General features: G+C 65.8%; 18 protein-coding genes. 9 read left to right on the top strand and 9 right to left on the bottom strand.

Annotated elements, in window-relative coordinates; translation table 11 throughout:
• Together ACO227_RS16820 and ACO227_RS16815 are read left to right on the top strand one after the other, a co-directional pair.
• On the top strand, positions 1–2,181 hold the full coding sequence (locus tag ACO227_RS16820) for a GumC family protein (protein ID WP_423603301.1): 2,181 nt from the start codon (positions 1–3) through the stop codon (positions 2,179–2,181).
• 12 nt (positions 2,182–2,193) lie between these two features.
• On the top strand, positions 2,194–3,543 hold the full coding sequence (locus tag ACO227_RS16815; protein ID WP_423603300.1) for a hypothetical protein: 1,350 nt from the start codon (positions 2,194–2,196) through the stop codon (positions 3,541–3,543).
• Positions 3,544–3,614: 71 nt separating this feature from the next.
• Here ACO227_RS16815 and ACO227_RS16810 read toward each other — a convergent pair whose 3' ends face one another.
• The gene (locus tag ACO227_RS16810; protein WP_423603298.1) at positions 3,615–4,496 is read right to left on the bottom strand and encodes an SDR family oxidoreductase; all 882 of its coding nucleotides are present in this window, start codon (positions 4,494–4,496) and stop codon (positions 3,615–3,617) included.
• Positions 4,497–4,628: 132 nt separating this feature from the next.
• Between ACO227_RS16810 and ACO227_RS16805 the strand changes: the two genes are divergently transcribed.
• Positions 4,629–5,231: a TetR family transcriptional regulator gene (locus ACO227_RS16805; protein ID WP_423603296.1), complete on the top strand. Its 603-nt coding sequence runs from the start codon at positions 4,629–4,631 to the stop codon at positions 5,229–5,231.
• Between the two features lie 380 nt (positions 5,232–5,611).
• Here ACO227_RS16805 and ACO227_RS16800 read toward each other — a convergent pair whose 3' ends face one another.
• The 6 genes from ACO227_RS16800 to ACO227_RS16775 form a co-directional block, all read right to left on the bottom strand.
• Positions 5,612–7,015, bottom strand: coding sequence for a heavy metal sensor histidine kinase (locus ACO227_RS16800; RefSeq protein ID WP_423603295.1), 1,404 nt, complete (start codon positions 7,013–7,015; stop codon positions 5,612–5,614).
• Positions 7,012–7,695 carry a heavy metal response regulator transcription factor gene (locus ACO227_RS16795; protein ID WP_423603294.1) on the bottom strand — a complete coding sequence of 228 codons (684 nt, stop codon included), beginning with the start codon at positions 7,693–7,695 and terminating at the stop codon, positions 7,012–7,014. Before ACO227_RS16795 ends, ACO227_RS16800 begins: the two co-directional genes overlap by 4 nt.
• Positions 7,692–9,089, bottom strand: coding sequence for an efflux transporter outer membrane subunit (locus ACO227_RS16790; protein ID WP_423603292.1), 1,398 nt, complete (start codon positions 9,087–9,089; stop codon positions 7,692–7,694). The genes ACO227_RS16795 and ACO227_RS16790 overlap by 4 nt, the downstream gene beginning before the upstream one ends.
• A complete protein-coding gene (locus ACO227_RS16785; RefSeq protein ID WP_423603290.1) occupies positions 9,086–12,244 on the bottom strand; it encodes an efflux RND transporter permease subunit in 3,159 nt (1,052 codons plus the stop codon). Before ACO227_RS16785 ends, ACO227_RS16790 begins: the two co-directional genes overlap by 4 nt.
• Entirely contained in the window at positions 12,241–13,410 is a 1,170-nt protein-coding gene (locus ACO227_RS16780; protein WP_423603289.1) for an efflux RND transporter periplasmic adaptor subunit, read from the bottom strand. Before ACO227_RS16780 ends, ACO227_RS16785 begins: the two co-directional genes overlap by 4 nt.
• A 533-nt stretch (positions 13,411–13,943) precedes the next feature.
• The gene (locus ACO227_RS16775) at positions 13,944–14,837 is read right to left on the bottom strand and encodes a helix-turn-helix domain-containing protein (protein ID WP_423603287.1); all 894 of its coding nucleotides are present in this window, start codon (positions 14,835–14,837) and stop codon (positions 13,944–13,946) included.
• Positions 14,838–14,906: 69 nt separating this feature from the next.
• On the opposite strand from ACO227_RS16775, the gene ACO227_RS16770 reads away from it, so the two are divergent.
• From ACO227_RS16770 to ACO227_RS16755, 4 genes are all read left to right on the top strand, one after another.
• Positions 14,907–16,031: an aldo/keto reductase gene (locus ACO227_RS16770; RefSeq protein WP_423603286.1), complete on the top strand. Its 1,125-nt coding sequence runs from the start codon at positions 14,907–14,909 to the stop codon at positions 16,029–16,031.
• 65 nt (positions 16,032–16,096) lie between these two features.
• Entirely contained in the window at positions 16,097–16,717 is a 621-nt protein-coding gene (locus ACO227_RS16765) for a 2Fe-2S iron-sulfur cluster-binding protein (RefSeq protein WP_423603284.1), read from the top strand.
• Positions 16,714–17,649, top strand: a complete 936-nt coding sequence (locus tag ACO227_RS16760) for an FAD binding domain-containing protein (RefSeq protein WP_423603282.1) — start codon at positions 16,714–16,716, stop codon at positions 17,647–17,649. Before ACO227_RS16765 ends, ACO227_RS16760 begins: the two co-directional genes overlap by 4 nt.
• Before the next feature lies 1 nt (position 17,650).
• Positions 17,651–19,906: a xanthine dehydrogenase family protein molybdopterin-binding subunit gene (locus ACO227_RS16755; RefSeq protein WP_423603280.1), complete on the top strand. Its 2,256-nt coding sequence runs from the start codon at positions 17,651–17,653 to the stop codon at positions 19,904–19,906.
• 332 nt (positions 19,907–20,238) lie between these two features.
• On the opposite strand, the gene ACO227_RS16750 is transcribed toward ACO227_RS16755, so the two are convergent.
• Positions 20,239–21,027 (bottom strand): SDR family oxidoreductase, encoded by a 789-nt coding sequence (locus ACO227_RS16750; protein ID WP_423603278.1) that lies wholly within the window; start codon positions 21,025–21,027, stop codon positions 20,239–20,241.
• Positions 21,024–21,353, bottom strand: a complete 330-nt coding sequence (locus tag ACO227_RS16745) for a nuclear transport factor 2 family protein (protein ID WP_423603276.1) — start codon at positions 21,351–21,353, stop codon at positions 21,024–21,026. The genes ACO227_RS16750 and ACO227_RS16745 overlap by 4 nt, the downstream gene beginning before the upstream one ends.
• 95 nt (positions 21,354–21,448) lie before the next feature.
• Between ACO227_RS16745 and ACO227_RS16740 the strand changes: the two genes are divergently transcribed.
• Both ACO227_RS16740 and ACO227_RS16735 read left to right on the top strand, forming a co-directional pair.
• Positions 21,449–22,342 carry a LysR family transcriptional regulator gene (locus ACO227_RS16740; protein ID WP_423603275.1) on the top strand — a complete coding sequence of 298 codons (894 nt, stop codon included), beginning with the start codon at positions 21,449–21,451 and terminating at the stop codon, positions 22,340–22,342.
• 749 nt (positions 22,343–23,091) lie between these two features.
• Complete coding sequence (locus tag ACO227_RS16735) at positions 23,092–26,031, top strand: TonB-dependent receptor (RefSeq protein ID WP_423603273.1); 2,940 nt, start codon at positions 23,092–23,094, stop codon at positions 26,029–26,031.
• The last annotated feature ends 13 nt before the right edge of the window (positions 26,032–26,044 follow it).

Below are 26,044 nucleotides of genomic sequence, written 5' to 3'. Positions count from 1 at the left end.
ATGGACGCGATCACCCGGCGCTTGCCGCCACGCCGTGATGCGGACCCGCAGGTCGATCGTGGCGCGCTGATTGACCTGCGCCATGTCGGCGCCATCCTGCGGCGGCGCTGGCTGATCCTGTGCGCGGCGATGGTCACGGCGATCGTGGTGGCCGCGGCGGCCTATCTGGTCGCCGAACCGCGCTACCTGGCGACCGCGCAGGTAGCGCTGGAGCGTACGGCCGAACGCGTAATCAACGTTGATTCGGTGGTGCCGACGACCGATCCGGATTCGGCAGCGGTGGATACCGAGGTGCAGGCGCTGCGATCGCCCGAGCTGATCGGCCGGGTGGTCGACCGGCTGCGTCTCGATCGCGACCCTGCGTTCAACAAGGCCGCTGTGCCCAGCCAGCCCGTCCCGGCGCAGCCTGACCTGATCGGGCGCCAGCGCGCGATCGGCACGCTGCTCGGCGGTCTGACGGTGAAGCGTGACGGGCTCTCATACTCGATCAGCGTCTCTTACGAGGGCGCCACGCCGGTTCAGGCGGCGCAGGTCGCCAACGCGTTAATCGACGACTATGTCTCCGGCCAGGCGGGCGCCAAGGCAGAGGCGACGCAGCGCGCGCGCAAGTTCCTCGACCAGCGGTTGCAGCAGCTGCGTGCGCAAGTGCTCAACGCAGAACGTGCAGTCGCCGATTATCGTTCGGCGAACAATCTGTTCGCCGTCTCCAACGCCAGCACGGTGACCCAGCAGGAGCTGTCCGGCCTCTCTACCCAGCTCGCCCAAGCCAAGGCTGAGAATGCTGCGGCCCAGGCACGGCTCTCGGCGGCGCGCGCCCAGCTGCGCGGCGGGCGGAGCGGCGAGGAGTTGGGCGATTCGCTCGATTCGCCTGTGGTCAGCCAACTGCGCGCTCAGCGTGCCGAGGTGGCGCGCGAAGCCGCAGCGCTGGAGAAGCGCTACGGCCCCCGTCATCCCGACCTCGTCCGCGTGCAGGGCCAACTTCGCGCCGCGGACCAGGCGATCGCCGCCGAGGTGCAGCGCATTGTCGCCAATGTTTCCATTCAGGCGAACATCGCCGCCCAGCGGGCGGCTTCGCTTGCCGGATCGGTGGCACAGTCACAGGGCAAGCTCGCTAGTGACAACGAAGCCTCGGTCCGGCTCAACGAGTTGGAGCGCAACGCCGAATCGTCGCGCACGCTCTATCAGGCGTTCCTCGACCGCTATCGCCAGACGGTGGCACAGTCCGGCCTGGAGCAAAGCGATTCCTACATCATCAGCCGCGCGCGGGTGCCCGGCGCGCCCAGTTCGCCCAACGCGTTGATCTATGCGGCGATGGCCCTGGTCGGTGGACTTGGCGTGGGCGTGCTGCTGGTGGTGCTGCTCCAGTTGCTGGAGCGCGGGTTGGAGACCAGCGACGCGATCGAGGACTTGTTGGCGTTGCCGACGCTCGCCTCGATCCCCGATGCGAACACGCTGCCCGGCTATCGCAAGTCGGGGCCGCCCGCGCCGCCAGCGGAACTGCCGCTCAAGCGCCCGCAATCGACGTTCGCCGAGGCGTTCCGCACCTTGCGCACCTCGATCCAGTTCGCCGACACAACCAAACCGATTCGCGTCGTCGCGATCACTTCCTCGGTGCCCGGCGAAGGCAAGACCACCACCGCGATGGGCTTGGCGCGCGCGGTGGCAGTGGCCGGCGGCAAGGTGCTGCTGATTGACTGCGACGCGCGCCGGCGCGCCTCCAGCCGCCAGTTCACCGAGAATGTCACGCTGGGGCTGGATGAAGTGCTCGCCGGCCGTGCCACGCTGGAGCAGGCGATCGTGAAGGACAGTCTCTCCGATGCATGCCTGCTGCCGCAGCGGCTCGATTCCAAGGGCATCAGCCTGGCCGAGAGCCCGAGGCTGGCTGAGCTGATCGAGCAGGTGCGCGGACGTTACGATCTGGTGATCCTCGACACGCCGCCGGTGCTGCCGGTCGATGAGGCGCGCGTGATCGCCAGCATGGCCGACGGCGTGGTGTTCCTCGTGCGCTGGCGCAGGACACCGGCCAAGGCTGCCTCGGTGGCGCTCAGGCGGCTCTACGATGTCCATGCCGAGATGCTGGGCGCGGTGCTGACGTTGGTGGACGTGCGCGAACAGGAGCGGGCCGGGCACGAGCATGGCGGCACCTTCATGAAGAGCTATCGCCATTACTATGCGGACTGACCGGGCGGGGTCGTGAACCCGCAGGCGCTGCCTTATGGCCCAGCCTTCGGGCTCGGCGTTCTGGTGCCGGTGACGGTGCTGCTGCTGGTGCCGCTGGTGATCGCCGCGCGGCGGGCGGGAAGCGCCGCCGGCACCTTTGTCGTAGTGGCGCTGTGGCTGCGCTACATTGCCGGAGCCTATCACCTCTACATGTTCAAGCCGCTCGCAGGCGGGCTTTCGGGCAACGCGCTGCTCTCGATCGGGGTGACGGCGTTCGGATTGCTCTTCGTGGTACGGCCCGCCAATCTCGCGCTCAAATGGCTGCTGCCGGTCTATGCCCTGGTCGTGCTGGCGCTGGTCAGCGCAACACTCAACGGCGATCCGGCAGGCGGCGTCAATATGGGCGTCAAATACGCTTATATGACCGTGATCGTCATCGCCGTGTTCCAGGCGCTGCGCTGCGATCCCGAGGCGCGGTTTCTCAGCTGGGCGATGGTTTCTTTCCTGCCACTGCTGGTATTCCAGGCGCTGTCGCTAGCGCTGCACCTGCCCAAAGGTTCGGAGGATGGCGACGGGGTTGTCTGGGTCGGCGGCTACAACCACGAGGCGGCGTTCTCGGTCGCGATGATGACCGGATTCCTGGTTGGCTGCTTTGCCCGATCGGCGCCGCGTGTAGTGCGCGTCGCGTTCCTGGCGGCGACGTTCATCGGCATCCTGCTCGCCGGCTATCGCACGACGATCCTTGCATTCGTGCCGCTGGCGCTGGCGACCCTGCTGAGCGGGCTCACATTGAGCGTGCGCCGCGACCAGCGCGGGTCGATGGCGGTGACGGCAGTGGTGGTGGGGGTACTGCTCGTCTCGGTCGGAGTGCTGCTCTACAGCACCAAGTTCGCGGATCTGGGCGCCTTCCTCTCGGACCCTGCTGGGCTGATCAAGTCGCCCCGCGACTTCGACTATCTCGAACGCCGGGTGATGTCGGCGCGGCCGCTGATCTGGAGCAGTTACATCTATGCCTGGGCAGAAGGCACGCCACTCCAACATCTGTTCGGCTTCGGGCCCGAGAGCTGGGAGGGGCTGTTCAAGGTCTATCCGCATAATACCCTGGTCGGCACGCTCTATGAGCTCGGTTGGTTCGGCGTGGCGGCGATGATCACGCTCTGGACCGTGATGTTCGTGGCCGCAGCCGCATCCCGGGGCGAGCGCTTTAAACTGGTCGCCGCGCATTTTGCCTTCTTCCTGCTCAACATGGCGACGATGCCGTTCTGGCAGGTGGAGGGGCTGGCGATGTATGGTCTGCTCTGCGGCTACACGATTTACGCCGCTCGGGCGGCGGCGCGGCCTCGTCCAGCCCCGCTGCGGCTTCGAGATTTTGCTCCGGGTTGAAGAGCTCGATGCCCAATCACGAGGTTTCTGATAGTGTCGTTGCAGGAAGCGAACCCGCGACCTTCGGTTTATCACCCGGCCGCCGATTCGCTCGACGGGAAGCTGATGCCGGTCAGTTCTTCGGAGACCCTCCACAAGCGCGTTGCAACATCCTGATCCAGCGCTTGGGGCGGGATCCGGGCTTCGACAGGATAGCCGCGGGTCTCGCCGAGCCGGTGTGGCCCATAATAGCCACCGCCCTTGGCCAGCGGCGAGGTTGCCGCGAACAGGGTCGGCAGGGCGCCCTGCCAAGCGGGCTGGAACAGGAAGGGCAGGTAGCGGCGTACCCAGCCGTTGATGCTGCTGCTGCCCGCGCCGTTGGGGATCAGATCGGTGCGGCTAACGCCGGGATGGGCGCCGATGCTGGCTACGCCCCAACCGCCCTGGGCGCTGCGGCGGTGTAGTTCGAAGGCGAACATCAGGCAGGCGAGCTTGGACTGGCTGTAGACCGGGAACGGGCGATAGTCCTTCTTCGAATCGAGGTTGTCGAAGTCGATCGCACCGCCGCGAGCGGCGACGCTGGAGAGGGTCACGACGCGCGCGTTGCTGCCGCTTCGCAGCAGCGGCAGCAGACCGGCGGTCAGCGCGAAATGGCCGAGATAGTTGGTGCCGAACTGGAGTTCGAAGCCGTCGCTCGTCTCCCGCCGTTCCGGCGGAGCCATGACCGCTGCGTTGTTGACCAGCAGATCGAGGCTCCCGCGCTGGTCCCTCAGCCGCTCGCAGAAGGCAGCGATGGATCGAAGGCTGGCTAGGTCGACCTCCTCGAACCGCGTGCTGGCCGACCCGCAATCGGCGCGTATCTTCGCGATCGCCTTGGCGCCTTTGCGGGGGTTGCGGCCCGCGATGATCACCTCTGCACCGTGCCGTGCGAGGACGAGGGCGGTTTCATAGCCGAGGCCGCCGGTGCCCGTCACGATTGCCGAACGCCCCTTCTGCGAAGGGATGTCTGCTTCAGTCCATCGACTCACGGCATTGCCTTTCTACGATTTTGCACTTAGTGTAAAAACATATCTACATTGAGTGCAAAATTGCATCAAGGGTAAATTGTGACGCCTGCCAGCAATGAGAATCCGCCGGGCGAGGGACTGCGGGAGCGCAAGCGGCGCGAGACCGCCAAGCGGATCAAGGAAGCCGGGATCCGGCTGTTCATCGAGCGCGGCTTCGATGCCACGACGATCGACGACATCGCCGCGGCGGCCGATATTTCGCGCCGAACCTTCTTCTATTACTACAAGACCAAGGACGACATTCTGCTGACCATGCAGAATGCGATGGGCGAGATCCTGTCGGCCCATCTCGCCGATGAGCCCGCGACCAAGAAGCCGCTCCAGGCGGTGCGCGATGCGGCGATCCGGGTCGCGGCGCCGGTGCCGGCGGATGAGCTGCTGAAACTCGACCGGCTGATGCGGGCGAGCGAGGCGGTGCAGGCGCGCAAGGTTGCCAGTTATGTGCGGCACGAGCAGACTTTGTTCGCAGCGTTGCGTGAGAAATGGCCCGAGCCGGAGCGCGAGACGGCGCTCAGGATGATCGCGATGCTGTCGATCGGCGCGGTGCGCCTGTCGCTGGACACGTTGGATCGGGAGGACGGCAAGCGTCCTCTTGCCGAGATATTGGCGGCGGCGTTCGACGCGCTAGAGCGTGAGATTTAGGCCAGCTAGTGCCCAGCTCGTATACGCCTCCTCTCTCAACGTGTGAGCTTGGGCGATTAACTCGCCCGCGCGACCCCTTTTGGGCCCTACGGTCGAAATCGTGCGCGGCGTTGTTGGGGCGCTCCCTGTGCCGAAGTCGACGAGATGGCCTCAGTGCTTCCCGTCGAGATTCGAGGAGCGAACAAATGCCGTCCTGTGGCGGTGATCTCCTGCTCCGCTGGCGCTGGCGGCGGCTCGGTTTGCGCCACAGCTGGGACGCTTGCCAGGACCGGGATGGCGACGCCGAGAAGGCGATGATCGGCGAATGGCTACATGTAAACGGGGTCAATTTCTAAACCAGTGAACCTGTAGCGTCTACGCATCCTCAGCATTCGAAAGAGTCACTGAATGAGTGTGCCGTGCCGGGGTATTTCCTCTTTGGACCGGTCGGTCCGCGACACGGTGAAACCGATGCAGATGCGGCCCGGTTCGTTACGGGCGAAAACCGATCCGCCATGCATCCGGGCGACCGCTTTGACCAGTGCCAGCCCGAAGCCGTGGCTTTCGCCGTCGTTGAAGCGTGCGGGATCGATCCGGTAGAAGCGGTCAAAGATGCGGTCGAGGTGGGCGGGCTCGATCGCCGGACCAGGATTTGACACGCCGATCGAAGCGGCATCGCCTTCATAAGCGATCTTTACGATGATCCGGCCCGGCGTCGTGCCGTGACGCACGGCATTGTCGAGCAGATTGGTCATCGCACGCCCGAACAGCGCCCTTTCGATCGGAACCTCGGCGTCGCCATCGATCTCCAGCGTGACGCCCGCCTCCTCCATGACCGGGGCCATGAATTCGGCGCTCTTTCGCGTCTCATTGGCGAGCGAGCGGATGGTGAGATTGGCCGCGACTTCGCCCTGATCGGCGCGCGCGAGGAAGAGCATGTCGTTGACGATGCGGCGCATCCGGTCGAGCTCCTCGAGGTTGGATTGAAGCACTTCCTCGAGCTCGCGCACGGAGCGGTCGCGGGACAGCGCGACCTGGGCCGCGCCGATCATGTTGGCGAGCGGGGTGCGTAGCTCGTGCGCGACATCGGCGTTGAAGGTCGACAGCCGCTGATAGCTGTCTGCAACGCGGTCGAGCGCGCCATTGAGGGAGAGCACCAGTCCCGACAGCTCGGCGGGCAAGGTCTCGGTCGGCAAGCGCTGGGTGAGATTCTCGGCACCCAGCAGCCGCGCATGCTCGGACAATCGGTCGACCGGCGCGAGGCCGCGGCGCGCGATCCACCAGCCCAAAGCCGCGACTGTGAGGATGGCGAGGAGCGACATTACCGCGATGCCCACCGCAAGACCGGTCTCGGTCTCGTCGACATATTTTCTGCCCAGTGCGATGACCAGCCGGACGGCGGGGCGTTCGCCTGCCGCGGGGATCGTGCGGGCAAGCGTCAGATATTTGCGATCGGGCATGATCGCCTTGCCGAAGCCCTCGCGCGGCCCCTTCCATTGCGCGGCGGCGAGCGCCCCGGTCTGAAAGGCAAAGCGCGGGTCGGGGCTTTCGACGATGAAATAGAGGCTGCCGTCTGGCGGCGTGAAATCGCGGAGCTTTCCGGAAATAATCTGCCATTTGGCGGCATAGGTCGAATCCTTGACCATCCGCTCGACGATCTGGAAACGTGCACTCAGCTCTTCGCGCTTGTGGTGCTTGATCTGCGCGGATTGGAACGCGAACAGCGCGATGCCGGCGATCGTCGACACCAACGTTACCGCCAATCCGAACATCAGTGCCAGCCGTCCGGCAATCGATCGCGTCATGCCGCGGCCTCGTCGCGCGGTTCGAGCACATAGCCCATGCCGCGCACCGTATGCAGGAGCTTGGCCTCGCCTGGTGCCTCGAGCTTGGCGCGCAGCCGCTTGATCGCGACCTCGACGACGTTGGTGTTGGTGTCGAAATTAATGTCCCAAATCAGTTCGGTGATGACAGTCTTGGAGACGATCTGCGAGTGCCGCCGCGCGAGCAACGCCAGCAATGCGAATTCCTTCGCGGTCAGGTTGAGCCGCCGCCGCCCCCGTGTGGCGCGGCGGGCGATGAGGTCGACATGCAGGTCGGCGATCCGCGCCTGCGTCGCCTCCTGCCCGCGGCCACGTCGCACGATCGCCTGCAGCCGCGCCAGCAGCTCGAGAAAGGAGAAGGGCTTCACCAGATAATCGTCGGCGCCCGCACCGAGCCCGCGCAGGCGATCGTCGACCGAATCCCGCGCGGTGAGCATGATGACCGGTGTATCGCGTTCCGCGCGCAACGCGGCGAGCAATGATATGCCGTCAAGTTTGGGCAGCATCACGTCGAGCACGATCGCGTCATAATCGCCGGTGGAGGCAAGGTGCAGGCCGTCCTCGCCGTCGATCGCATAGTCGACGGCGTAGCCCTGTTCCGCGAGGCCGCGGCGCAGATAGTGGATGGTCTTGGTTTCGTCCTCGACGATCAGAATCTTCACTGTGCCGTGCCGCTCCCTCCGCTTGCCGTTACCGGCGCGGCGGGCGCGACGCCCATCTGCCGGTGGAGCGAGACCAGCCGCGCCGACACGTCCGCGAGCGCTCGCGCATGGTCTCGCTCCGCCTGATAGACGGTTCGGGCGGCATCGAGAACCTCGAGCTGCGACAGCGTGCCCTCGCGGTACTGGAGCTGCGAAAGCGCCGCCGCGCGGCGGGCGGCCTCCGCCGCCCGGCCAAGCTCGCGCTCGCGCATCTGGCCCTGCAAATAGGAGACAATACCGGTCTGCGTTTCCTGCAGCGCGGAGCGCACGACCCGCTCATAATCGAGCCCGGCCACGCGGAGCTGCGAATCCGCTGCGTCGAGTTCGGCGCGACGGCGACCGAAATCGAGCGCGGGGAGCACCAGCGCGGCGGCGACCGAAGCGATCGTCGTGCCGCCGTCGAGCAGGCTGCCGATCCCGCCCGCATCGAGGCCGACCAGCCCCGACAACGACAGCGAGGGCAGGCGCAGCCCAGCGGCGCCGTCCCGCCGTGCCGCCGTCGCCGCATAGCGCGCCGTGGCCGCGCGGATATCGGGCCGCGCCGCGAGGACGTCGGCGGGCGAGCGCAGCACCACGAGGGGATCGGCAGCCGGTATCGCGTCACCGGTGGCCAGCCGCGCGGTCATGTTTTCGGGCGTGGTCGATAACAGATAGGCGAGGCGGAAACGGTCCGCGTCCGCCGCCTCGCTCGCCACCGCCTGTTCCGAACGCGTCTGCGAGACGAGCGCCGCCGCGCGTTCGACGTCGAGCGCGCTGGCCATGCCGAACTCGAAGCGGTCGCGCGTGATGCGCAGCGTTTCCTCTTGCGCCGCGACAGTTCGCGTCGTCAGCGCGATCAGCGCGCGCTGTAGGCGATAGTCGATATAAGCGCGCGTGATCTCCTCGATCAGCAGCAGCCGTACTGCCTCGGCATCAGCTGCGGTGGCGCCGGTATCCGCACGCGCTGCGCGGACCGCGGCGGACAGGCGCCCGCCGATATCAGGCTCCCAGCTCGCGCCAAGTCCGATGCCGGCGGAATCATTGGCCGTGCGGCGGGCCGCGGTGACACCGGCCTCGGCGCGGATCTCGGGGAAGAACCCGGCGGTGGCGGCACGGCGGAGCGCGTGGGAGGCGATCACGCGCTCTGCCGCGATTCGGAGATCGACATTGTGCTGCTGTCCGCTGTCGATCAGGCCGTCGAGCACGGGGTCATCGAAGCTCGACCACCACGCGCCGGGTATCTCGCCAGTCGACACGGGGGACGCCGCCTCCCAGCGCGCAGGCAGATTGCTGGGAGTGGGGACTGCGGCGGGCGTTTGTGCGCAACCGGCGAGAATGGCGAGGATGGGGAAGGGAAGAAGGAGAGTCCGGGTCATGCCATAGCGCCTTCGAGCATGGTCTTGAGGCGGGGCGTCCTCTCGGGCCGCGCCCGATGGAAGAGGCGGTCGAGCGCCAGGTAGACGACAGGAGTGGAGAAAAGCGTGAGGACTTGGCTGATGACCAGACCGCCGACCACCGCGACGCCAAGCGGCTGACGGAGTTCGGCACCGGTGCCGAAGGCGAGCATCAGCGGGATCGCGGCGAGCAGCGCGGCGATCGTGGTCATGATGATCGGCCGGAAGCGCGTGATCGCCGCCTCGTAGATCGCCGCCTCGGGCGAAATCCCCCGGCTGCGCTGCGCATCGAGCGCGAAGTCGACCATCAGGATCCCGTTCTTCTTCACGATGCCGATCAGGAGGATCACGCCGATCAGCGCCATGATCGAGAAATCGAGGCCGAACAGCCACAACATCAGCACCGCGCCGAGGCCCGCCGAGGGCAATGTCGAGAGGATGGTGAGCGGGGTCGAGAAGCTTTCATAGAGAATACCGAGGATGACGTAGACCGCGATCAGCGCCGCCAGGATCAGTAGTGGCTGGGTCGCGAGCGAATCCTGGAAAGCTTGGGCCGAACCCTGGGCGGCGCCGGTGACCGACGGCGGGACGCCGATCTCTTGCCGGATCCGCTCGATCCCGGCCATCGCCTCGCCCAGCGCGACGCCTGCGGGCAAGTTGAAGCTGATATTGGCAGCGGGCGACAGCCCGTGACGCCCGATTGAGAGCGGACCTGCGCGTTGCGTGTCGATCCTGGCCACCGCCGAGAGCGGCACCATCGCGTTGGTCACCGGCGAGCGAAGGAACATGGTGTCGAGGCTGGCGACGCGGGCATAGCGCGCCGGATCGGCCTCCAGCACGACGCGATACTGGTTCGCCTGGGTCTGGAACTCGCTGATCTGACGCTGTCCGAAGCTGTCGTAGAAGGCTTGGTCGATCGCGTCGACGCTGAGCCCGTAACGCGCGCTCGCGGCCCGATCGATCGTGATGCCCTGCATGCGCGCCCCAAGCTGGACGTCGTTGCGGACGTCGCGGAACAGCGGCGACTGCACCATTGCCTGCGTCATCTGCGCCGCCCAGCGCGCCATCTCGCGTGTGTCGGTCGATTTGAGCACGTAGGAATATTGTCCCGCGCCGCCGCCCGTACCGATATTGATGTCCTGCGCCGATCGCATCGATACGGTGATCCCCGGGATGCGCGCGAGTTGCGGACGCAGGCGCGCGATCAGGCCCTCGGACGAGACGTCGCGGTCGCCGCGGTCCTTGAGCACGATCCACACGCGGCCATTGGCGAGCGACTGGCTTCCGCCCGTCGCCCCGATCGCGTGATTGAACTGCTGCACCGCCGGATCCTTGGCGATGATCGCGGCGATCGCTTCATGCTTGGCGCGCATGTCTGCGTGGGAGATGTCTTCGGCCGCGAGGGTCTGCCCCATAATGAAGGCAGTGTCTTGAAGCGGAAAGAAGCCTTTGGGGATGTAGACATAGCTCGCGACCGCCGCGCCGATCGTCGCCGCGAAGCCAAGCAAGGTCAGACGCTGCCGCGCCAGCGTCCATTTGAGTGCGCGGCCATAACCGTCGATCAGGCGGTCGGTGAAGCGCCGCTTGCCGTCTTCCCTGCCATGCGGCGGCGACTTGAGGTAACGCGCGCACAGCATTGGCGCGAGCGTGAGCGACGCGACGACCGAGATCAGCAGCGAGACGGTGACCGTCAGCGAGAATTCGCGGAACAGCCGGCCGATGATCCCGCCCATGAACAGCAGCGGTATGAAGGCGGCAATGAGCGAGAAGGTGATCGAGACGACGGTGAAGCCGATCTCGCGCGCGCCCTCGATCGCGGCGTGCATTGCGGTCTTGCCCATCTCCATGTGGCGATGGATGTTCTCGACCACGACGATCGCGTCGTCGACGACGAAGCCCACCGCGATGACCAGCGCCACCAGCGTCAGATTGTTGAGGCTGAAGCCGAGCAGGTACATCGCCGCGAAGGTCGCGATCACCGAGACGCCGAGCACTGCGGCGACGATCAGCGTCGCCGACACCTGCCGCAGAAACAGGCCCATGACGAGCACGACAAGCGCAAGGGTGATGACAAGGGTCAGTTCGACCTCGTGCAGCGAGGAACGGATCGTGCGGGTGCGATCGTTGAGCACCGAGACCTCGACGCTGGCGGGCAAGGCTGCGGTCAGGCGGGGCAGCGCGGCCTGAATCGCGTCGGCGATGCGCACGACATTGGCGCCCGGCTGACGCATGATGATGATGCCGAGCCCGGGCTTGCCGTTGGGGAAGGCGCCGACATAGCTGTTCTCCGCCTGGACGCTGATCTCGGCGACGTCCTGCAGGCGGATCGGCGCGCCGTCGCGCCAGGCGACGATCACCTGGCCATAATCGGCCGGCGTGAAGAGCTGGTCGTTCGCCTCAAACGTCGCGACCGCGTCGCGTCCGAATACCGCGCCCTTGGCGAGGTTGACGTTCGAACCCTGCACCGCCTGGCGGATATCCGCCATGCTGATGCCATAGGCGGCGAGCCGGTCGGGCTGGGCGCGGACGCGGATCGATGGCTTGTTCTGTCCGACGATATTGACTTGGGCGACGCCATCGATCTGGCTGAGCTGGCGCGCGAGCTGGTTCTCGATCAGGTCGCTGAGCTCGGTCAGCGGCATCTCGTCGGAGGTGGCGCTGAGCACCAGCACGGGGCTGTCGGTCGGGTTGACCTTGCGCCAGGTGGGCAGGTTGGGAAGGTCGCTCGGCAGCCGTCCGGCGATGCCGTTGATCGCCGCCTGGACTTCCTGCGCCGCGGCATCGATATCGCGCGTGAGCGTGAACTGGATGGTGATGCTGGTCTGGCCGAGTGCGCTGGCCGAGGTCATCTCGGTGACCCCGGGGATTCCGGTGAACGCCACCTCGAGCGGCGTGGCGACCGAGGACGCCATCGTCTCGGGGCTCGCGCCGGGCAGGCTGGCGCTGACCTGGATGGTCGGGAAATCAGCCTCAGGCAGCGGCGCGACCGGGAGGCTGGAAAAGGCGAATAGGCCGAGCAGCGTCGCGGCCAGCGTCATCAGCACCGTCGCGACGGGGTGGTGGATGAACCAAGTGGCGAAGCCGCGCCGCGCCGGTGGTGCCTCGTTCCCGGCGGGCAATGCGGCGGACGCGCTCACTGGCCGGTCCCTGCAGCGCCGTTGCCGCTAACGGTGACCTTCGCCCCGTCGCGCAGTCGCGAGAAGCCGTCGCGCACGATGACGTTGCCCGGGACGATGCCACGTGTCACGACGGCGACCTCGTCATTGGTGTAGCCAAGGGTGACGGGCACGCGCTGAACGGCGCCGTTGGTGACCCGATAGACGAAATGCCCCTCGACGCCGGGACGGACGGCGACTGCGGGCAGCACCACCGCACCGGGAGTAACGCCGGTCCGCATGCGCACCGCAACGAATGCGCCGGGCACGAGCCGCTCGGCGCCGTTCGCGAACTGCGCGCGCACTCGCCCGGTGCCGGTGCGCGCGTCGAACGCATTGTCGAAGGCGGTGATGCGGCCGGTGTCGAGCCGCCCGCCGCCGTCGCGGTCACGAGCCTCGACCACCGCGCCCTGGGCATCGCGCGCGCTCGCCCGCAGGTCGGCGAGCCGTACCTGCGGAACCGGGAAGACGATCGAGATCGGATTGACCTGCGCGACCGAGACGATGCCGTCGGCGTCACTTGTCCGGACGAGGTTGCCCGCATCGACGCGCCGGATGCCGACGCGGCCGCTCACCGGCGAGACGATGCGGGTATAGGAGAGGTTGACCCGCGCGGTTTCCACATTGGCGCTGTCGAGACGGACCGTCGCCCGGAGCTGCTCGGTTTGGGCGCGCTGCTGATCGACCATCTGCTGCGAGATCGCGTTGCGGGCGACGAGGCTCTGGTAGCGTGCCAGATCGAGCTCCGCGGCGCGCAATTGCGCCGAATCGCGCGCGAGCTGCGCCTGCGCCGCCTCGAACGCAGCGCGTTGCGGGCGATCGTCGATCGTGGCGAGAAGCTGGCCACGGCGCACCAGATCGCCTTCGGCAAAATGGAGCCGCGTCAGCACACCGTCGACCTGCGAGCGGATCACGACCTCCTGCAGCGATTCGACGGTGCCGACCGCTTCGATCTCGTGACGCACGTCGCGCCGTTCGGCCATGACGGTGCGAACTGGGACGGGCGGCTGCGCCGGGGGTTGCTGCTGGGTCCGTCCGGTGCCCGAATAGGCGAGGGCGGCCAGGGCGACCACACCTGCACCTCCGACGAGAAGGAAGGATTTGCGGCGCGCGCGTACGAACTGGAGCAGCTTTGCGGTATCGGTCATGCCCCAGCGCTAGATGTGCGCGCCGGTCGCGACGCTGACGTCAACATGACAATTCTGTCAGTGAAATTCTGTCCGGACGACGTTCGAGCATCGGTGCGGCTTCATCATCAGAGCTCTGACCCTTCATCTGATCGTCGGTTGTCGGGAATCGTGTCGCGCGAGGGACTCGACGTCCGGACCCGCACGCTCTCCAGGGCATTAGCGTCGCATCGGTAACCGGCGCGTGCGCAGAGCGCACGGAGCTTGCGCACCTTGGCATATCGGCGCCTCGACGGATCATCACCCGGCTGTTCGCGCAGATCGCTGCGAATTGCTGCGCGTCGCGTCCTGGCGGCTAGCGTCCAGCCCCAGACGTGCTGCGGGCGAACGCCGATGTTTCCGCCAAGATGTCGGCGCTCAGCAGATAGTCTGCGTCGACTTTCAATACGAGCGCCGATGCTCTCTCGAGCCAGCTTTCGAAAATTTTGATCCGAGAACTGCCGATTCCGCAATCGGCCCAAAATTCGGCACTCGAATCTGCAACTTCGCGATTGTTACTTGCTGTCCTCACCGAGCGGACCGCCCCGACGATATGCCGATGGCAGCCGTCCGGTCGATCTCGCGAACAGCCGTGAGAAATGTCCAAGGTTGGAGAAGCCGACGCTGAGCGCGACTTCAGTGATCGAGGCGTCTCCGCGCTCCAGCATTTCCATCGCGCGGGCCATTCGAGTTTTCTGGAGATAGGCGAGCGGCGTCATCCCGGCCGTCGAGCGGAAAGCGCGGAAGAAGTGGCCGGCAGAGATGCCGATGGAGGCAGCCAGCGTCGAGACCGAGATCGGCTGGTCCAGATGCGCTTCGACATAGGCGCGCACGGTCCGCATCTGGCGTGGCGACAAACCCGCACTGCGGCCGCCACCCGGCCGCGCGGCTGCACCGTCGGCGCGCGTCAGATAGTGCACTATGGCGGCGGAGAGCGTCTCCGCATATGCCGGATCGAATACGCCGTCCACGCGGTGGAGCCGGGCGCATTCGGCAACGGCGGTCGCAATGAAGGGGTGGTGGGCATTGGTGAACGGCGCCGGACGTGCGGCCGGACGGTCCTCCGGCCATAACATCGCCGTCAGCTGCGGGGGCAACGAGATCGACGCCCAACGCGATCGGACGTCCTGAAGCACCAGCCGTCGCTCGCAGCCGGCGGGGATGAAGGAGACCGCGCCGGCCCGCTCGGGCCCCTGATAGCGGTGCCCGCAGACGGTGTGGACCTCCAGATGCCGCGCGCTTCCGCTGAGCGTGACGTAAAGCATGTCCTGCGAAGTGCGGATCAGCCCCTCCACCACCGGCGTGAGTTCCCGGCTCGCGGTATCGAAGCTGCCGTTGCCGAAGCGGACGCTCGTCCAATCGTCCGCATAGGGCTGGATCAAGCGCATGTCAGGGCCGGCATCTTCCATCGCGATCGCAGTAAGCGCCGCGGGACCGGTTTTGGCAAGGAGGTCACGATCGGGCGAAAGCGGATCAGGATGCGACGAGCGGCCGGCCGTTCTCGACCGCTAGAAGGCGTACAGCCCAGTGGACGAGGTGTCATGTACACGCGCCGGACCTTTGCCCAAACCTGTGCCGGAGCGGCGGCGATCATTGCCTTGCCGACGGTTGCGAGACAGCGCGAGACCGTCAACCGTCGGACGCTGCCCAGGAGCGGCGAGGCACTGCCGACGGTCGGTCTGGGTAGCTTCATGACTTTCGACTTGCTTCCGGGCGCCGATCGCAGCCATCTCGCGCGGGTGCTGCAAACCTATGTCGAGGGTGGAAGTTCGGTCGTCGATACATCTCCGCTCTACGGCATGGGCGAAATCAATGTCGGCGATCTCTCGGCAATGCTCGACTATGGCGGCGATCGGCTCTGGACGGCCACCAAGGTCTGGGAAACCGGCGACTATCTGGGAGACGCATCGCGCGCGCGGCAGAGCCTCGACCGATCGCTGCAGCGCCTGTGGCGGAGCCGGATCGACGCGGTGCAGGTGCATAGCCTCGTCAATGTCGACACCGTCCTGCCGCGCCTGAAGGAATGGAAGCAGCAGGGGCTGATCCGCCATATCGGCGTGTCGCACCATGACGAGACCTATTTCGAGCCGATGGCGCAATGGATCGCCAAGGGGGAGCTCGACATCGTCCAGCTCCATTATTCGATCGCGATGCGCGAAGCGGAAAAGCGCCTGCTTCCTCTCGCGGCGGACAAGGGCGTCGGCGTGCTCGTCAACATGCCGTTCGAGAAGGCACGCCTGTTCAGCCTGGTCGGATCCCGGCCGGTCCCCGATTTCGCGCGCGAGATCGGCATTGCGGACTGGTCCGAATATTTCCTCAAATGGGTGATCGGGCATCCCGCGGTGACCTGCGCCCTTTGCGCGACGTCGGTTCCCGCCCACGCGGCCGAGAACATCGCCGCCCTTCGAGGAGAAATTCCCGACGCGGCGTTGCGCCGGCGTATGCTGCAGCATGTCGAGGGGCTCCCCGGCTTCGACCGGCTTCTGCGCGAGCCGTGGTATCCCGGCAAACGCTACCCGGGTGTCGTTGCGCGCGCGCAGCAGGCGCGGCCTTCGACCAATCCTGCCGAAAACGCGATTGCCCCCGCTCGACGGCACCGATGAATGCGGAACTGAAACGAGCTGCATCGGTTCGGCCAGCGTGGCGCCTTCAAAGCAGGTATTCCAATATGACCGACGATATCGGGATTACGCGCCGTGAGCTGATCGAAGCTGGCGTGGCCACTCCGGCGCTGCTGGCGGCGGGCGAGGCGGCCGCGCAAGCGCCCAAGCCGGCAGTACCGACGACGAGCGTGACGCTCACGGTCAACGGCCGGCGCGAGACGCGCGATGTCGACACACGAACCACGTTGCTCGATTTCCTGCGCGAGCATCTCGGGCTGACCGGCAGCAAGAAAGGCTGCGATCACGGGCAGTGCGGCGCGTGCACGGTGATCCTCAACGGCCGCCGCGCGAACAGCTGCCTGACGCTCGCCGTGATGGCCGATGGCGACGAAGTCACCACGATCGAGGGGCTCGGCAGCGACGACCGACTCCATCCGATGCAGGAGGCTTTCATCAAGCATGACGGCTTCCAGTGCGGTTATTGCACGCCGGGGCAGATTTGCTCGGCGATCGCCATGCTCGACGAAGCGAAGGCGGGCTGGCCGAGCCATGTCACCGCCGATGTCGCCTCGCGGCCGAGGCTCGATGACGAGGAGATCCGCGAGCGGATGAGCGGCAATCTCTGCCGCTGCTCCTGCTATGTCGGCATCCTCGCAGCGATCCGGGACGCGGGAGGTGTGGCATGAGGCCCTTCAGCTACGAGCGCGCGACTGATCCGGCCGCCGCCGCGCGCGCGGTCGCGACGCGCCCTGACGCCAAGTTCATCGCCGGGGGCACCAATCTCATCGATCTCATGAAGCTGCAGATCGAGACGCCCGCGCACCTGATAGACATCAGCCGCCTCGCGCTCGACCGCATCGAACGCGTCGACGGGGGCCTCCGCATCGGCGCCGAGGTGCGCAACAGCGATCTGGCGGCTAACCGGACCGTGCGCGAGCGTTACCCCGTGCTGGCCGAGGCGCTGCTTGCGGGTGCTTCGGGGCAGCTCCGCAATCGCGCGACCACGGGCGGCAACCTGCTGCAGCGGACACGCTGCTACTATTTTTACGACCCCTCGAAGCCGTGCAACAAGCGCGAGCCGGGCTCGGGTTGCTCGGCGATCGGCGGGTTCAACCGCATCCATGCGATCCTCGGCGCGAGCGAGCGCTGCATCGCCACCCATCCCTCCGACATGGCGGTGGCGATGGCCGCGCTCGACGCGACAGTCGAGACGGTGAAGGCGGACGGCAGCACGCGCCGTATCCCGATCGGCGACTTCCATCGCCTTCCCGGCAGCACGCCCGAGATCGAGACGGTGCTCGAGCGCGGCGAACTGATCACACACGTGACCTTGCCCCCTCCGCCCCGAGGCCAGCAGAAATATGTGAAGGTGCGCGACCGCGCTTCCTACGCCTTTGCCCTGATCTCGCTGGCGGTAGCGGGCCGGGCGGTGGCGCTCGGCGGCGTGGCGCACAAGCCTTGGCGGGCGAGCCGTCTGGAGGCCGCGATCGCCAGCGGCGCGCCGGTCGCGCAGGCGATCGACGCCGAGCTGACGCCGGCACGAACTCGCCCGCACAACGCGTTCAAGGTGCCGCTCGCAAAGCGCGTGATCGCCTCGGCGCTGGGCGAGGAGGTCTGAAATGACGCAGCAGCCGACGCCCGAGGTCATTCCGCTGGCCGACACCTGGCGCGACGTTAAGATGATCGGCGATCCGGTCCACCGGCTCGACGGACCGGCTAAGGTGCGCGGCCAGGCGAAATATGCCTATGAGTATCGCGGCGCGGGCGAGGCCGCCTACGGCTGGATCGTCGAGGCGACGATCGCGCGGGGCCGGATTCTCGCGGTCGACACCAAGGCCGCAGAGCGCGCCCCCGGCGTGCTTCTGGTGATGTCGCATACCAATGCGCCCAAGCAGGGCGGTCCGCCTCCGCGACCGACCCAGCCCAACCGCTTTGACCGGCCGATGCCGGTGCTGTTCCAGCCGGCCGTGCGTTATCATGGCGAGCCGGTGGCGCTGGTGGTCGCCGAGACGCTCGAGGCGGCGCGCGCCGCGGCGGCGCTGGTCGCGGTGCGCTATGCTCCCGATCGTGCCACCGTCGATTTCGAGCGGCACCGGGACAAGGCCTACAAACCCGCCAATCGCATCAACGCCTTTGCCCAGCCCGACACCAGCGAGGGCGATTTTGCGGCTGCGTTCGCGGCGGCGCCGGTCAAGGTCGACGCGACCTATGTGACCTCGTACGAACATAACATGCCGATGGAGCCGCATGCAGCAATCGCTGAGTGGCAGGGCGATCGGCTGACGCTCTGGTCGGCCCAGCAGAATCTGGGCACCGCGGTCGGCACAATCGCCAAGACCTTGCTGATCCCGCCCGAGGATATTCGCGTGCTCAGCCCGTTCATCGGCGGCGGCTTCGGCTCCAAGGTGCCGGTGACGCCCAACGCGATCCTGGCGGCGATGGCGGCGAAGCGGCTCGGCCGCCCGGTCAAGGTGGCGCAGACCCGCCAGCAGATGTTCGCCAACACCGCCCACCGGCCGCTCAACCACCAGCGGGTGCGGCTGGGCGCGGGGCGCGACGGGCGGCTCACGGCCTTCGCGCATGACGTGATCCAGCAGACCACGCCCTATGACGAGTTCATCGAGCAGACCGCGACCTTCGGGCGCGGGATGTACCAGGCGCCCAACCGGCTGACGACCAGCCGGGGGGTGATGCTCGACATGCCGAGCGGCGACATCATGCGCGCGCCGGGTGAACAACCGGGCAGCTTTGCGCTCGAGAGCGCGATGGACGAGCTCGCGCACGTGCTGAAGATGGATCCGGTGGAGCTGCGCCTGCTCAACGAGCCGGCGCGCGACCCCGAGGGCGACAAGCCCTTTTCGAGCCGTAGCCTGGTGGCGTGCCTGAAGGAGGGCGCGGCGAGGTTCGGCTGGAAGCGGCGGCCGACCGCGCCCGGATCGCTGCGGCAGGGCGACTGGCTGGTCGGCTTCGGCGTGGCGGCGGCAACCTTCCCCGCCTTTGTGCGGCCTGCATCGGCGATGGTCGAGCTGACGCCCGACGGCACCGCGATCGGACGCGCCGACTTCACCGATCTCGGCACGGGAAGCTGGACGAGCATGGCGCAAATCCTGGCGCAGGAAACCGGGCTGCCGGTGAACCGCGTCAGGTTCGAGATCGGCGATTCGCGCTTCCCCCGCACTGCCGGCTCCGGCGGATCGTTCGGCATGACCAGCGCCGGCGCCGGCGTCCACCGCGCATGCGAGAGCCTGCGCGCGGAAATGGGAAAGCTCGCCGGAGCCAGCGGACCCGTGCGGTTGGCGGAAGGACGCGTGCACTGGAATGGCCAGTCGCGCTCGCTGGCTGAATTTATTCGGCGATACGCACCCAAGGGTCTTTCGGCGCAAGGCGGGCAGGGTGGCTTGCCGCCACCCGAGAAATTGCCGGTTTCGGCGCACAGCTATGGCGCGCAGTTCATCGAGATCGGCGTGCACCGCGTCAGCTTCGAGCTCCGCATCCGCCGCGCGCTGGGCGCGTTCGCCGCGGGGCGGATCATCAACGAGCGGCTCGCGCGTTCGCAGCTGCTCGGCGGGATGATCATGGGAATCGGATCGGGACTGCACGAGGAGTCGGTGGTCGATTCGCGCGACGGGCAGTTCGTCAATCGCGACTTTGCCGAATATCACATACCCGTCCATGCCGACATTCGGAACCTCGACGTGCTGTTCATCCCGGAGCGGGAGGAAGTGCTCAACCCCCTGGGCACAAAAGGGCTGGGCGAAATCGGCATCGTCGGCGTCTCGGCGGCAATCGCCAACGCGGTGTTCAACGCGACCGGCGCGCGCATACGCGAGGCACCAGTGACGCTCGATAAAATAATGCAATCCAATCAGGTCTAATGCGTGATCGCGGGGGTGAGGCCGGCTGCGGCCGGTCCTTGAACCACCGGCAGAGATTGCACTACAGAGTTGACGCGCGACGGATGACCTATCCGCAAGGCCATCGTCACACGGCAGCTATGCGCCCCAATCTCAGCCGTTCAGCTTGGTTCGGCGGGATCCAAAACCTGCCCTTCGTTCATCCGGCTATTGGATGGCGGCCGGGTTGCCGAGATTGGGACGAACCGACCTTCATCAGCTGTGCCTTTGATATCGGCCGATATGGCACCGGATATTCCAACCTGAAGCTGCTTCCCGACGTCTCCAGGGAGGGCGAGCGTCGAGGCAGGACTTCAGACTGTCCGAACGGTACCGCCGTCGATGACGAACTCGGCGCCGTGGATCGCGGCGGCGCGATCGGAGGCCAGGTAGGCGATGAGATCGGCGACCTCATAGGGCTCGGCCGGACGCCCGATCGGGATTCCGCCCAGGCTGTCGAGGACGACTTGCCGCGCCTCCCCGATCGTGCCGCCGTTGGCGGCCTGCAGGCGCTTCAGCAGGTCGACGGACGATTCGGTCATGATCCAGCCGGGGGAGACGACGTTTACCCGCACGCCCTTCGGCCCCAGCTCCTTGGAGATGGCCTTGCTGTAGGTCCTGAGCGCGGCCTTGGCGCTGGCGTAAGCGGTGGTCGCCTCGGGGAGCGGCAGGACCGACTGGATGGAGGTGACGTGCACCACCGCACCGGTGCCGCGTTCGATCATCTGCGGAACGAGGAGGCGATCGAGGCGGACCGTGGCCAGAAGGTTGAGGTTCAACTCCGCGAGCCAGTGCTCGTCCGTCAGGGCGACAAAGCCGCCTCCCGGCGTGGACGAGCCGCCGATCACATGAGCAAGGATATCTATGCCGCCCAACCGCTCGAGCGCCGCCTTGGCCAGGATTTCCCCGCCCTCGGCCATCGTCAGGTCCGCCTGGACGAACTCGACGCCGTCGATAGGTTCCAGGGTCCCGCGGGCAGCGGTGATCACCTGCGCGCCACCGGCGCGGAAGCGGTCGACGGTGGCGCGGCCCAGGCCTTTGGTGCCGCCGCTGACGAGCACGCGCTTTCCCGCGAACTCGGTCGGATCAGCCTTGATGGTCATGCGGTGATCTCCAGGACTTTGATGGCTTCGTCTTCGAGCGTGAACCCATAGGTGAAGCGGATGGGGCTGCCCTTGAAATCGCCATGGGCAGGGCCTTCGACCACGACCCGGCCATTCTCGTGGCGAACACTATCCGGCGCGAAGATCGCCTTCGCGCCGACCACCGCTTCTTCGAGTAAGGTCCGCATTTCGGCGAGGCCCTCGAAACGTTTTCCGTTGTCCAACAGGACGGCGTCCGCGGCGAAAGGCTTCAGCATGCCGTCCACATCGAGGCGTGCATTTGCGCCGACATAGTCTGCGATGGGTTTGGGTAGTTTGATCGACATGCTCGCCTCCTTGATGGGACGGGGTTGATTTAGAGATCGACATCATTCACGATAATCGGGCCAAACCGGCACGTGACATTGCGAAAACCGGGACAATGGCGAAACACAGCCTGATCGAATTTGATGCTGTTCTCGCCATTGCGCGGCGTGGATCGTTCCGAGCGGCAGCGCTGGAACTGGGCCTGTCGACCACCGCACTGAGCAACGTCATCGGGAAAGTGGAGCGCCAGCTCGGCGTGCGGCTGTTCAATCGCACCACCCGCAGTGTTTCCCTGACGGACGCTGGACGAAACTTCGTCGATCAGGTCGGGCCCGCCGTACAAACCCTGCACGATGCGATGGGCGCCGCCCGCGCCCAGCAGGAAACTCCTTCCGGGACCATTCGAATCAATGCGTTCGCGACAGGTGCGCGGGAGGTTCTGGGTCCGCTTCTGTTGAAGTTCTTGCGGCGCTATCCACAAGTTCACATCGATCTCGTCACCGAGGGCCGGATCGTGGACATCGTTGCCGCAGGGTTCGATCTTGGCCTGAGGAGGGCGGATCTGGTGCCGAGCGACATGATTGCCGTTCCGGTCGGTCCTGCCCGGAGTCTTGCCGTGGTCGCGTCGCCCGAATATTTCAAAGCCAACGGCAAGCCCCGTGTGCCCCCCGACCTGCTGCACCATTCATGCCTGCGCATCCGGTTGCCGAATGGCGCGCTGCTTCCCTGGCAATTCGAAAAGGATGGCCAACCCGTCCAGATCGATGTGCAAGGTCCGATCACGCTGGATGAAGCCAGCCTTGCCCGCATCACAGTGCTCGATCACTTCGGCATCGGTTCCTTCATGGAGTCCGATGTACGTGAAGACATCGAAGCAGGCCGTCTCGTCCGGGTCCTGGAGGACTGGACGCCGCCGCTAGTGCCCTTGTGTCTGTACTATCCTAGCAGGCGCAATCCCTCGGCCGCGTTCAAGGCGTTGATCGATATGGCGCGCGGTCATGCTGGATGACGGTTCGCCCGCTGACGGTTCCCGTCAGGAGCGGCTATTCAGCGATCGCGGTGCCAATGGTCGACATTGGGTTGCGGGTAGCCGGGCGGCTTTGCGCCCTCATTGCGGACGTTCAGTCCGCCCCGCCGCGATCTTGAAAGCGCTCATTCGTTCAGGCTGTAATGGAGTGACAGCTATCAGGTGAATTGCGGTCCGGCAGCTTCTGGCGAATACGCGGGTGACCGACCTTCTCCCCGGTGCTCATTCCCGCGAGAAGTTCGGCGATCCGCGCCGCGACTGCGGGGCGGTGGACAGCGGCCAAGCGGGCGCGGGCCACCCGGCCGCTGACACCCGCGCCGCGCGTCCTATCGTCTCTTGTACGGGACCGGCCGGCCGGGACACGGCGCCCGGCGAGGTGCCACAGAACAATGCGCTCGCGATCGCCAGGGCCATCGCCCGCCGCCAGGACGGAATGGGCAGATGCAAAGGGCACGCATGGCTTTTGGCAAGCCGTCTCTCCCCGTCGGACGTTGTCCGTTCGCGCCGCAAAATTATTTTGACAACGTTGGCAATTTTCTGTCAATCCTTTGACTGGAGCTACTCCACAAGAAGGTGGCCATGGCTGAGCGCAGGGGCTGCAAATCTGCGCATAGCCATAAGTTATTGGTCTTATGGATATAATTTAACCAGGGGAGGTTGTGATGAGGCGCGTCTTCTTCAGGCGAATCGCGATACTGGCTGCCGTATCAGCTGCGTCACTCGCGTCCGTAATGCCCGCCTGTGCGCAGGAGTCCGGCGAGACTGACAGCGCAGACAATTCTGGGCAGGATGCCCGGGGCGAAGAGACTGAAGAGGTCGTCATCAGCGGGTTCAGGCGCTCGCTCGAAACGGCGCTCGCGGCGAAGCGCGAGTCCCACGAGATCATCGAATCGGTCACGGCCGAGGACATCGGCAAATTCCCCGACCAGAATGTCAGCGAGTCGCTTCAGCGTCTGCCGGGCATCCAGATCGATCGCGAGAATGGCCAGGGCAGCAAGGTCCGCATCCGCGGACTCGAGCAAAATGTGACAACGCTCAACGACGAACTGTTCGTGAGCGGTCTCGAGGTGTTCAAGGTCGGCGAGGGCAATTTCAACCGCAGCGACAGCCTGGAGGGCGTGCCGTCCGAGCTGATCGGCGGGGTCGAGGTCTACAAGTCGCCCAATGCCTCGTTGCTCGAAGGCGGCCTGGGCGGCATCGTCAATCTCAATACGCGCAACCCGCTCAGCCTCAAAAACGGGCTCACGGTCGGCGGCAACGTCAAGGTGTCGCGCAGCACCGAGATCGACGGTTGGGAGCCGGCGGGCGCAATCGTCGCCGGCTACAATTTCGACGACCGGTTCGGCATCATCGCATCGTTCAGCTATGACGAGACGCGCGCCCATTTCAACGTGCTGGGGGGCGAAAACCGGGGCAACTGGGCCTTTGCCGCGGGGCGCCGCGACACTGCCACGGTGCCGACCAACTATTACGCCCCCGAATATCGCTACGCGACGGATCGCGACCAGTTCCGGCGGCGCTGGGGCGGATCGCTCGGTGTCAACTTCAAGCCCACCGACTCGCTCGAGCTCAGCGCCCAATATTTCCACTCGGACCTGAAGATCGACACGCGCGAGGCGTCGGTGAAATTTCCCTTCGGTCAAGGCGAATCGTTGGGGCTGTTGCCTGGATATGAGATAAATTCCAACGGCGTGCTGGTCAGCGGGACGGTGCGTGCGCAATCCGCGGAGGCGATCTCGTTCGTCGACGTGTCCGAAATCACCTCGGACAATGTCCAATTCGCGATCGACTTCGACAACGGCCGCAATTTCCGGGCGTCGGTCAAGGCGAACTATGCGCGCTCCGACCTCAATCGCGATGTTGCGAACGCCGACGTGCGCTACACGCGGTACGGCGTGCGCGGGCCGGGGACTACGGGTCCTCAGCCCGGCTTCACCCCCAACAGCGCGGCTCCGGCGACGATCGACTTCACCTATCGCAACGGCGATCTCCCGAGCTTTGGTCTTGCCGCCGGAACGCCGGCGGATCTGTTCACCAATCCGGCCTATGGCTTCTTCAAGTCGCACTGGGCGTTCGGCGACCGCTCGAAGACCGACGGGCATTCGATCCGCGCCGATTTCGAATATGACATCGATGACAGCGAGACCAACGCGATCATGCTGAGCGCCGGGTTCCGCTACGGCCAGCGCACGGTCGACTTCACATCGGGACGCTATCTCGCGGACTATAGCGGCAAGGGGGAGATCGACGCGACCACCATTCCCGCGTCGCAGCGCGTGCCGGGCTTCTCCTACAACTGGACGCCCTATGGATATTTCCAGGACGGCGCGATCGGCTACAAGATTTGCGACCTGCCCGAGGCGAACAAGCCGGCCGCTTTCGCCGGATGCACCCGTTTCGGCAATTCGCCGGCGCTGATCACACCGTACCACACGTTCGTGAGCAACCCCGAGCGGGTCGAGACGATCACGAATTTCGCCGGGGGCGGCGTGGTGCAGGGCGACAAGGTGCTGGTGCAGAACCGTGCGCAGATGACCAATGCGCTCGGCTGGATCCAGTCGCTCTACCCCTCCACGCCCTTCGCCTTCTTCGAGGATCCGATCCAGTCCTATCGGGTCAAGGAAGAGACCAAGACCGGCTATATCATGGCCGACCTGGGCAGTGCGGACGATCCCTATCACGTCAATGTCGGCCTGCGGATCGTCAATACGCAACTGCAGGTCGAGCAGAACCAGCCCGCCAATGCCGATCCCTCCTATTGGGGCACCGACAATTGGAACGGCGTGTTGCGCGACTTCACGACCAACACCGTCGTGCGCAGCTACACCGATTTTCTGCCGAGCGTGAACGCGGTCGTCGACGTGGGCAAGGGGGGCAAGGCGCGTTTCTCGGCTGCGCGCGTCACCTCGCGTGCGCCGCTGGTCTCGCTGGGTCAGGGGTTCCAGACGGATTTCACCCGCGACCCCGCCGACAATCTGTTCAAGTTCACCAATGGCAGCCGCGGCAATCCGGAGCTGGATCCCTTCCGCGCCTATCAGATCGACCTGGCCTATGAGCATTATTTCGGTCGCCAGGGACTGCTCTCGGCCGGGTTGTTCTGGAAGGAGGTCGACAGCTTCATCGTCAACGAGACGGTGCCGGTTTTCGTGAACGATCAGGCGGGCGGGCGGCAGGGACCGGTACGTCAGCCGGCCAATGGCAGCGGCGGGCGCGTCAAGGGCTTCGAGCTCGCCGCGCAATATGCGTTCGATTTCGGCATCGGCTTTACCGCCAACTACACCTACTCCGACACCACGACCGACGCTTCGAACGACTTCGACGACGGCCTGCCCTTGCCGGGGGTGTCCAAGCACAGCGCCAATGGCCAGATCTATTTCGAGAAGTACGGCTTCGCGGCGCGCGCTTCCTATAGCTGGCGGTCGAAGCAGTTCCTGGGCAATTTCGGCTTCGCCGACGGACCGGTTACCCGGACGCTCGGAATTTATCAGAAACCCTATGGCCAACTCGATGCGCAGGTGAGCTACGCGGTGACCGACAATTTCGAAGTGTTCGTCGAAGCGATCAACATTACGCGCGAATCGAGCAAGGTCTATCTGCAGTTCCCCGAACTTCCCTTCCGCTACGAATCGGGCTCGCGCCGGATCTATGGCGGCGTGAAGTTCAATTTCTAAGCCCCCCTGATGA

This window comes from Sphingomonas sp. MS122, assembly GCF_049532975.1.
GTDB lineage: Bacteria > Pseudomonadota > Alphaproteobacteria > Sphingomonadales > Sphingomonadaceae > Sphingomonas.
The sequence above is the reverse complement of the archived record's forward strand: the minus strand, read 5'-3'. Positions and strand labels throughout refer to the sequence as shown.

What these genes read in the sequence shown, in the direction of transcription:
- ACO227_RS16770 (WP_423603286.1), top strand. Translation starts at nt 14,907, where the DNA reads ATGCGACGAGCGGCCGGCCGTTCTCGACCGCTAGAAGGCGTACAGCCC.
- ACO227_RS16735 (WP_423603273.1), top strand. Translation starts at nt 23,092, where the DNA reads ATGCCCGCCTGTGCGCAGGAGTCCGGCGAGACTGACAGCGCAGACAAT.
- ACO227_RS16760 (WP_423603282.1), top strand. Translation starts at nt 16,714, where the DNA reads ATGAGGCCCTTCAGCTACGAGCGCGCGACTGATCCGGCCGCCGCCGCG.
- ACO227_RS16800 (WP_423603295.1), bottom strand. Translation starts at nt 7,015, where the DNA reads ATGACGCGATCGATTGCCGGACGGCTGGCACTGATGTTCGGATTGGCG.
- ACO227_RS16775 (WP_423603287.1), bottom strand. Translation starts at nt 14,837, where the DNA reads ATGGAAGATGCCGGCCCTGACATGCGCTTGATCCAGCCCTATGCGGAC.
- ACO227_RS16745 (WP_423603276.1), bottom strand. Translation starts at nt 21,353, where the DNA reads ATGTCGATCAAACTACCCAAACCCATCGCAGACTATGTCGGCGCAAAT.
- ACO227_RS16820 (WP_423603301.1), top strand. Translation starts at nt 1, where the DNA reads ATGGACGCGATCACCCGGCGCTTGCCGCCACGCCGTGATGCGGACCCG.
- ACO227_RS16790 (WP_423603292.1), bottom strand. Translation starts at nt 9,089, where the DNA reads ATGACCCGGACTCTCCTTCTTCCCTTCCCCATCCTCGCCATTCTCGCC.
- ACO227_RS16780 (WP_423603289.1), bottom strand. Translation starts at nt 13,410, where the DNA reads ATGACCGATACCGCAAAGCTGCTCCAGTTCGTACGCGCGCGCCGCAAA.
- ACO227_RS16755 (WP_423603280.1), top strand. Translation starts at nt 17,651, where the DNA reads ATGACGCAGCAGCCGACGCCCGAGGTCATTCCGCTGGCCGACACCTGG.
- ACO227_RS16740 (WP_423603275.1), top strand. Translation starts at nt 21,449, where the DNA reads ATGGCGAAACACAGCCTGATCGAATTTGATGCTGTTCTCGCCATTGCG.
- ACO227_RS16765 (WP_423603284.1), top strand. Translation starts at nt 16,097, where the DNA reads ATGACCGACGATATCGGGATTACGCGCCGTGAGCTGATCGAAGCTGGC.
- ACO227_RS16750 (WP_423603278.1), bottom strand. Translation starts at nt 21,027, where the DNA reads ATGACCATCAAGGCTGATCCGACCGAGTTCGCGGGAAAGCGCGTGCTC.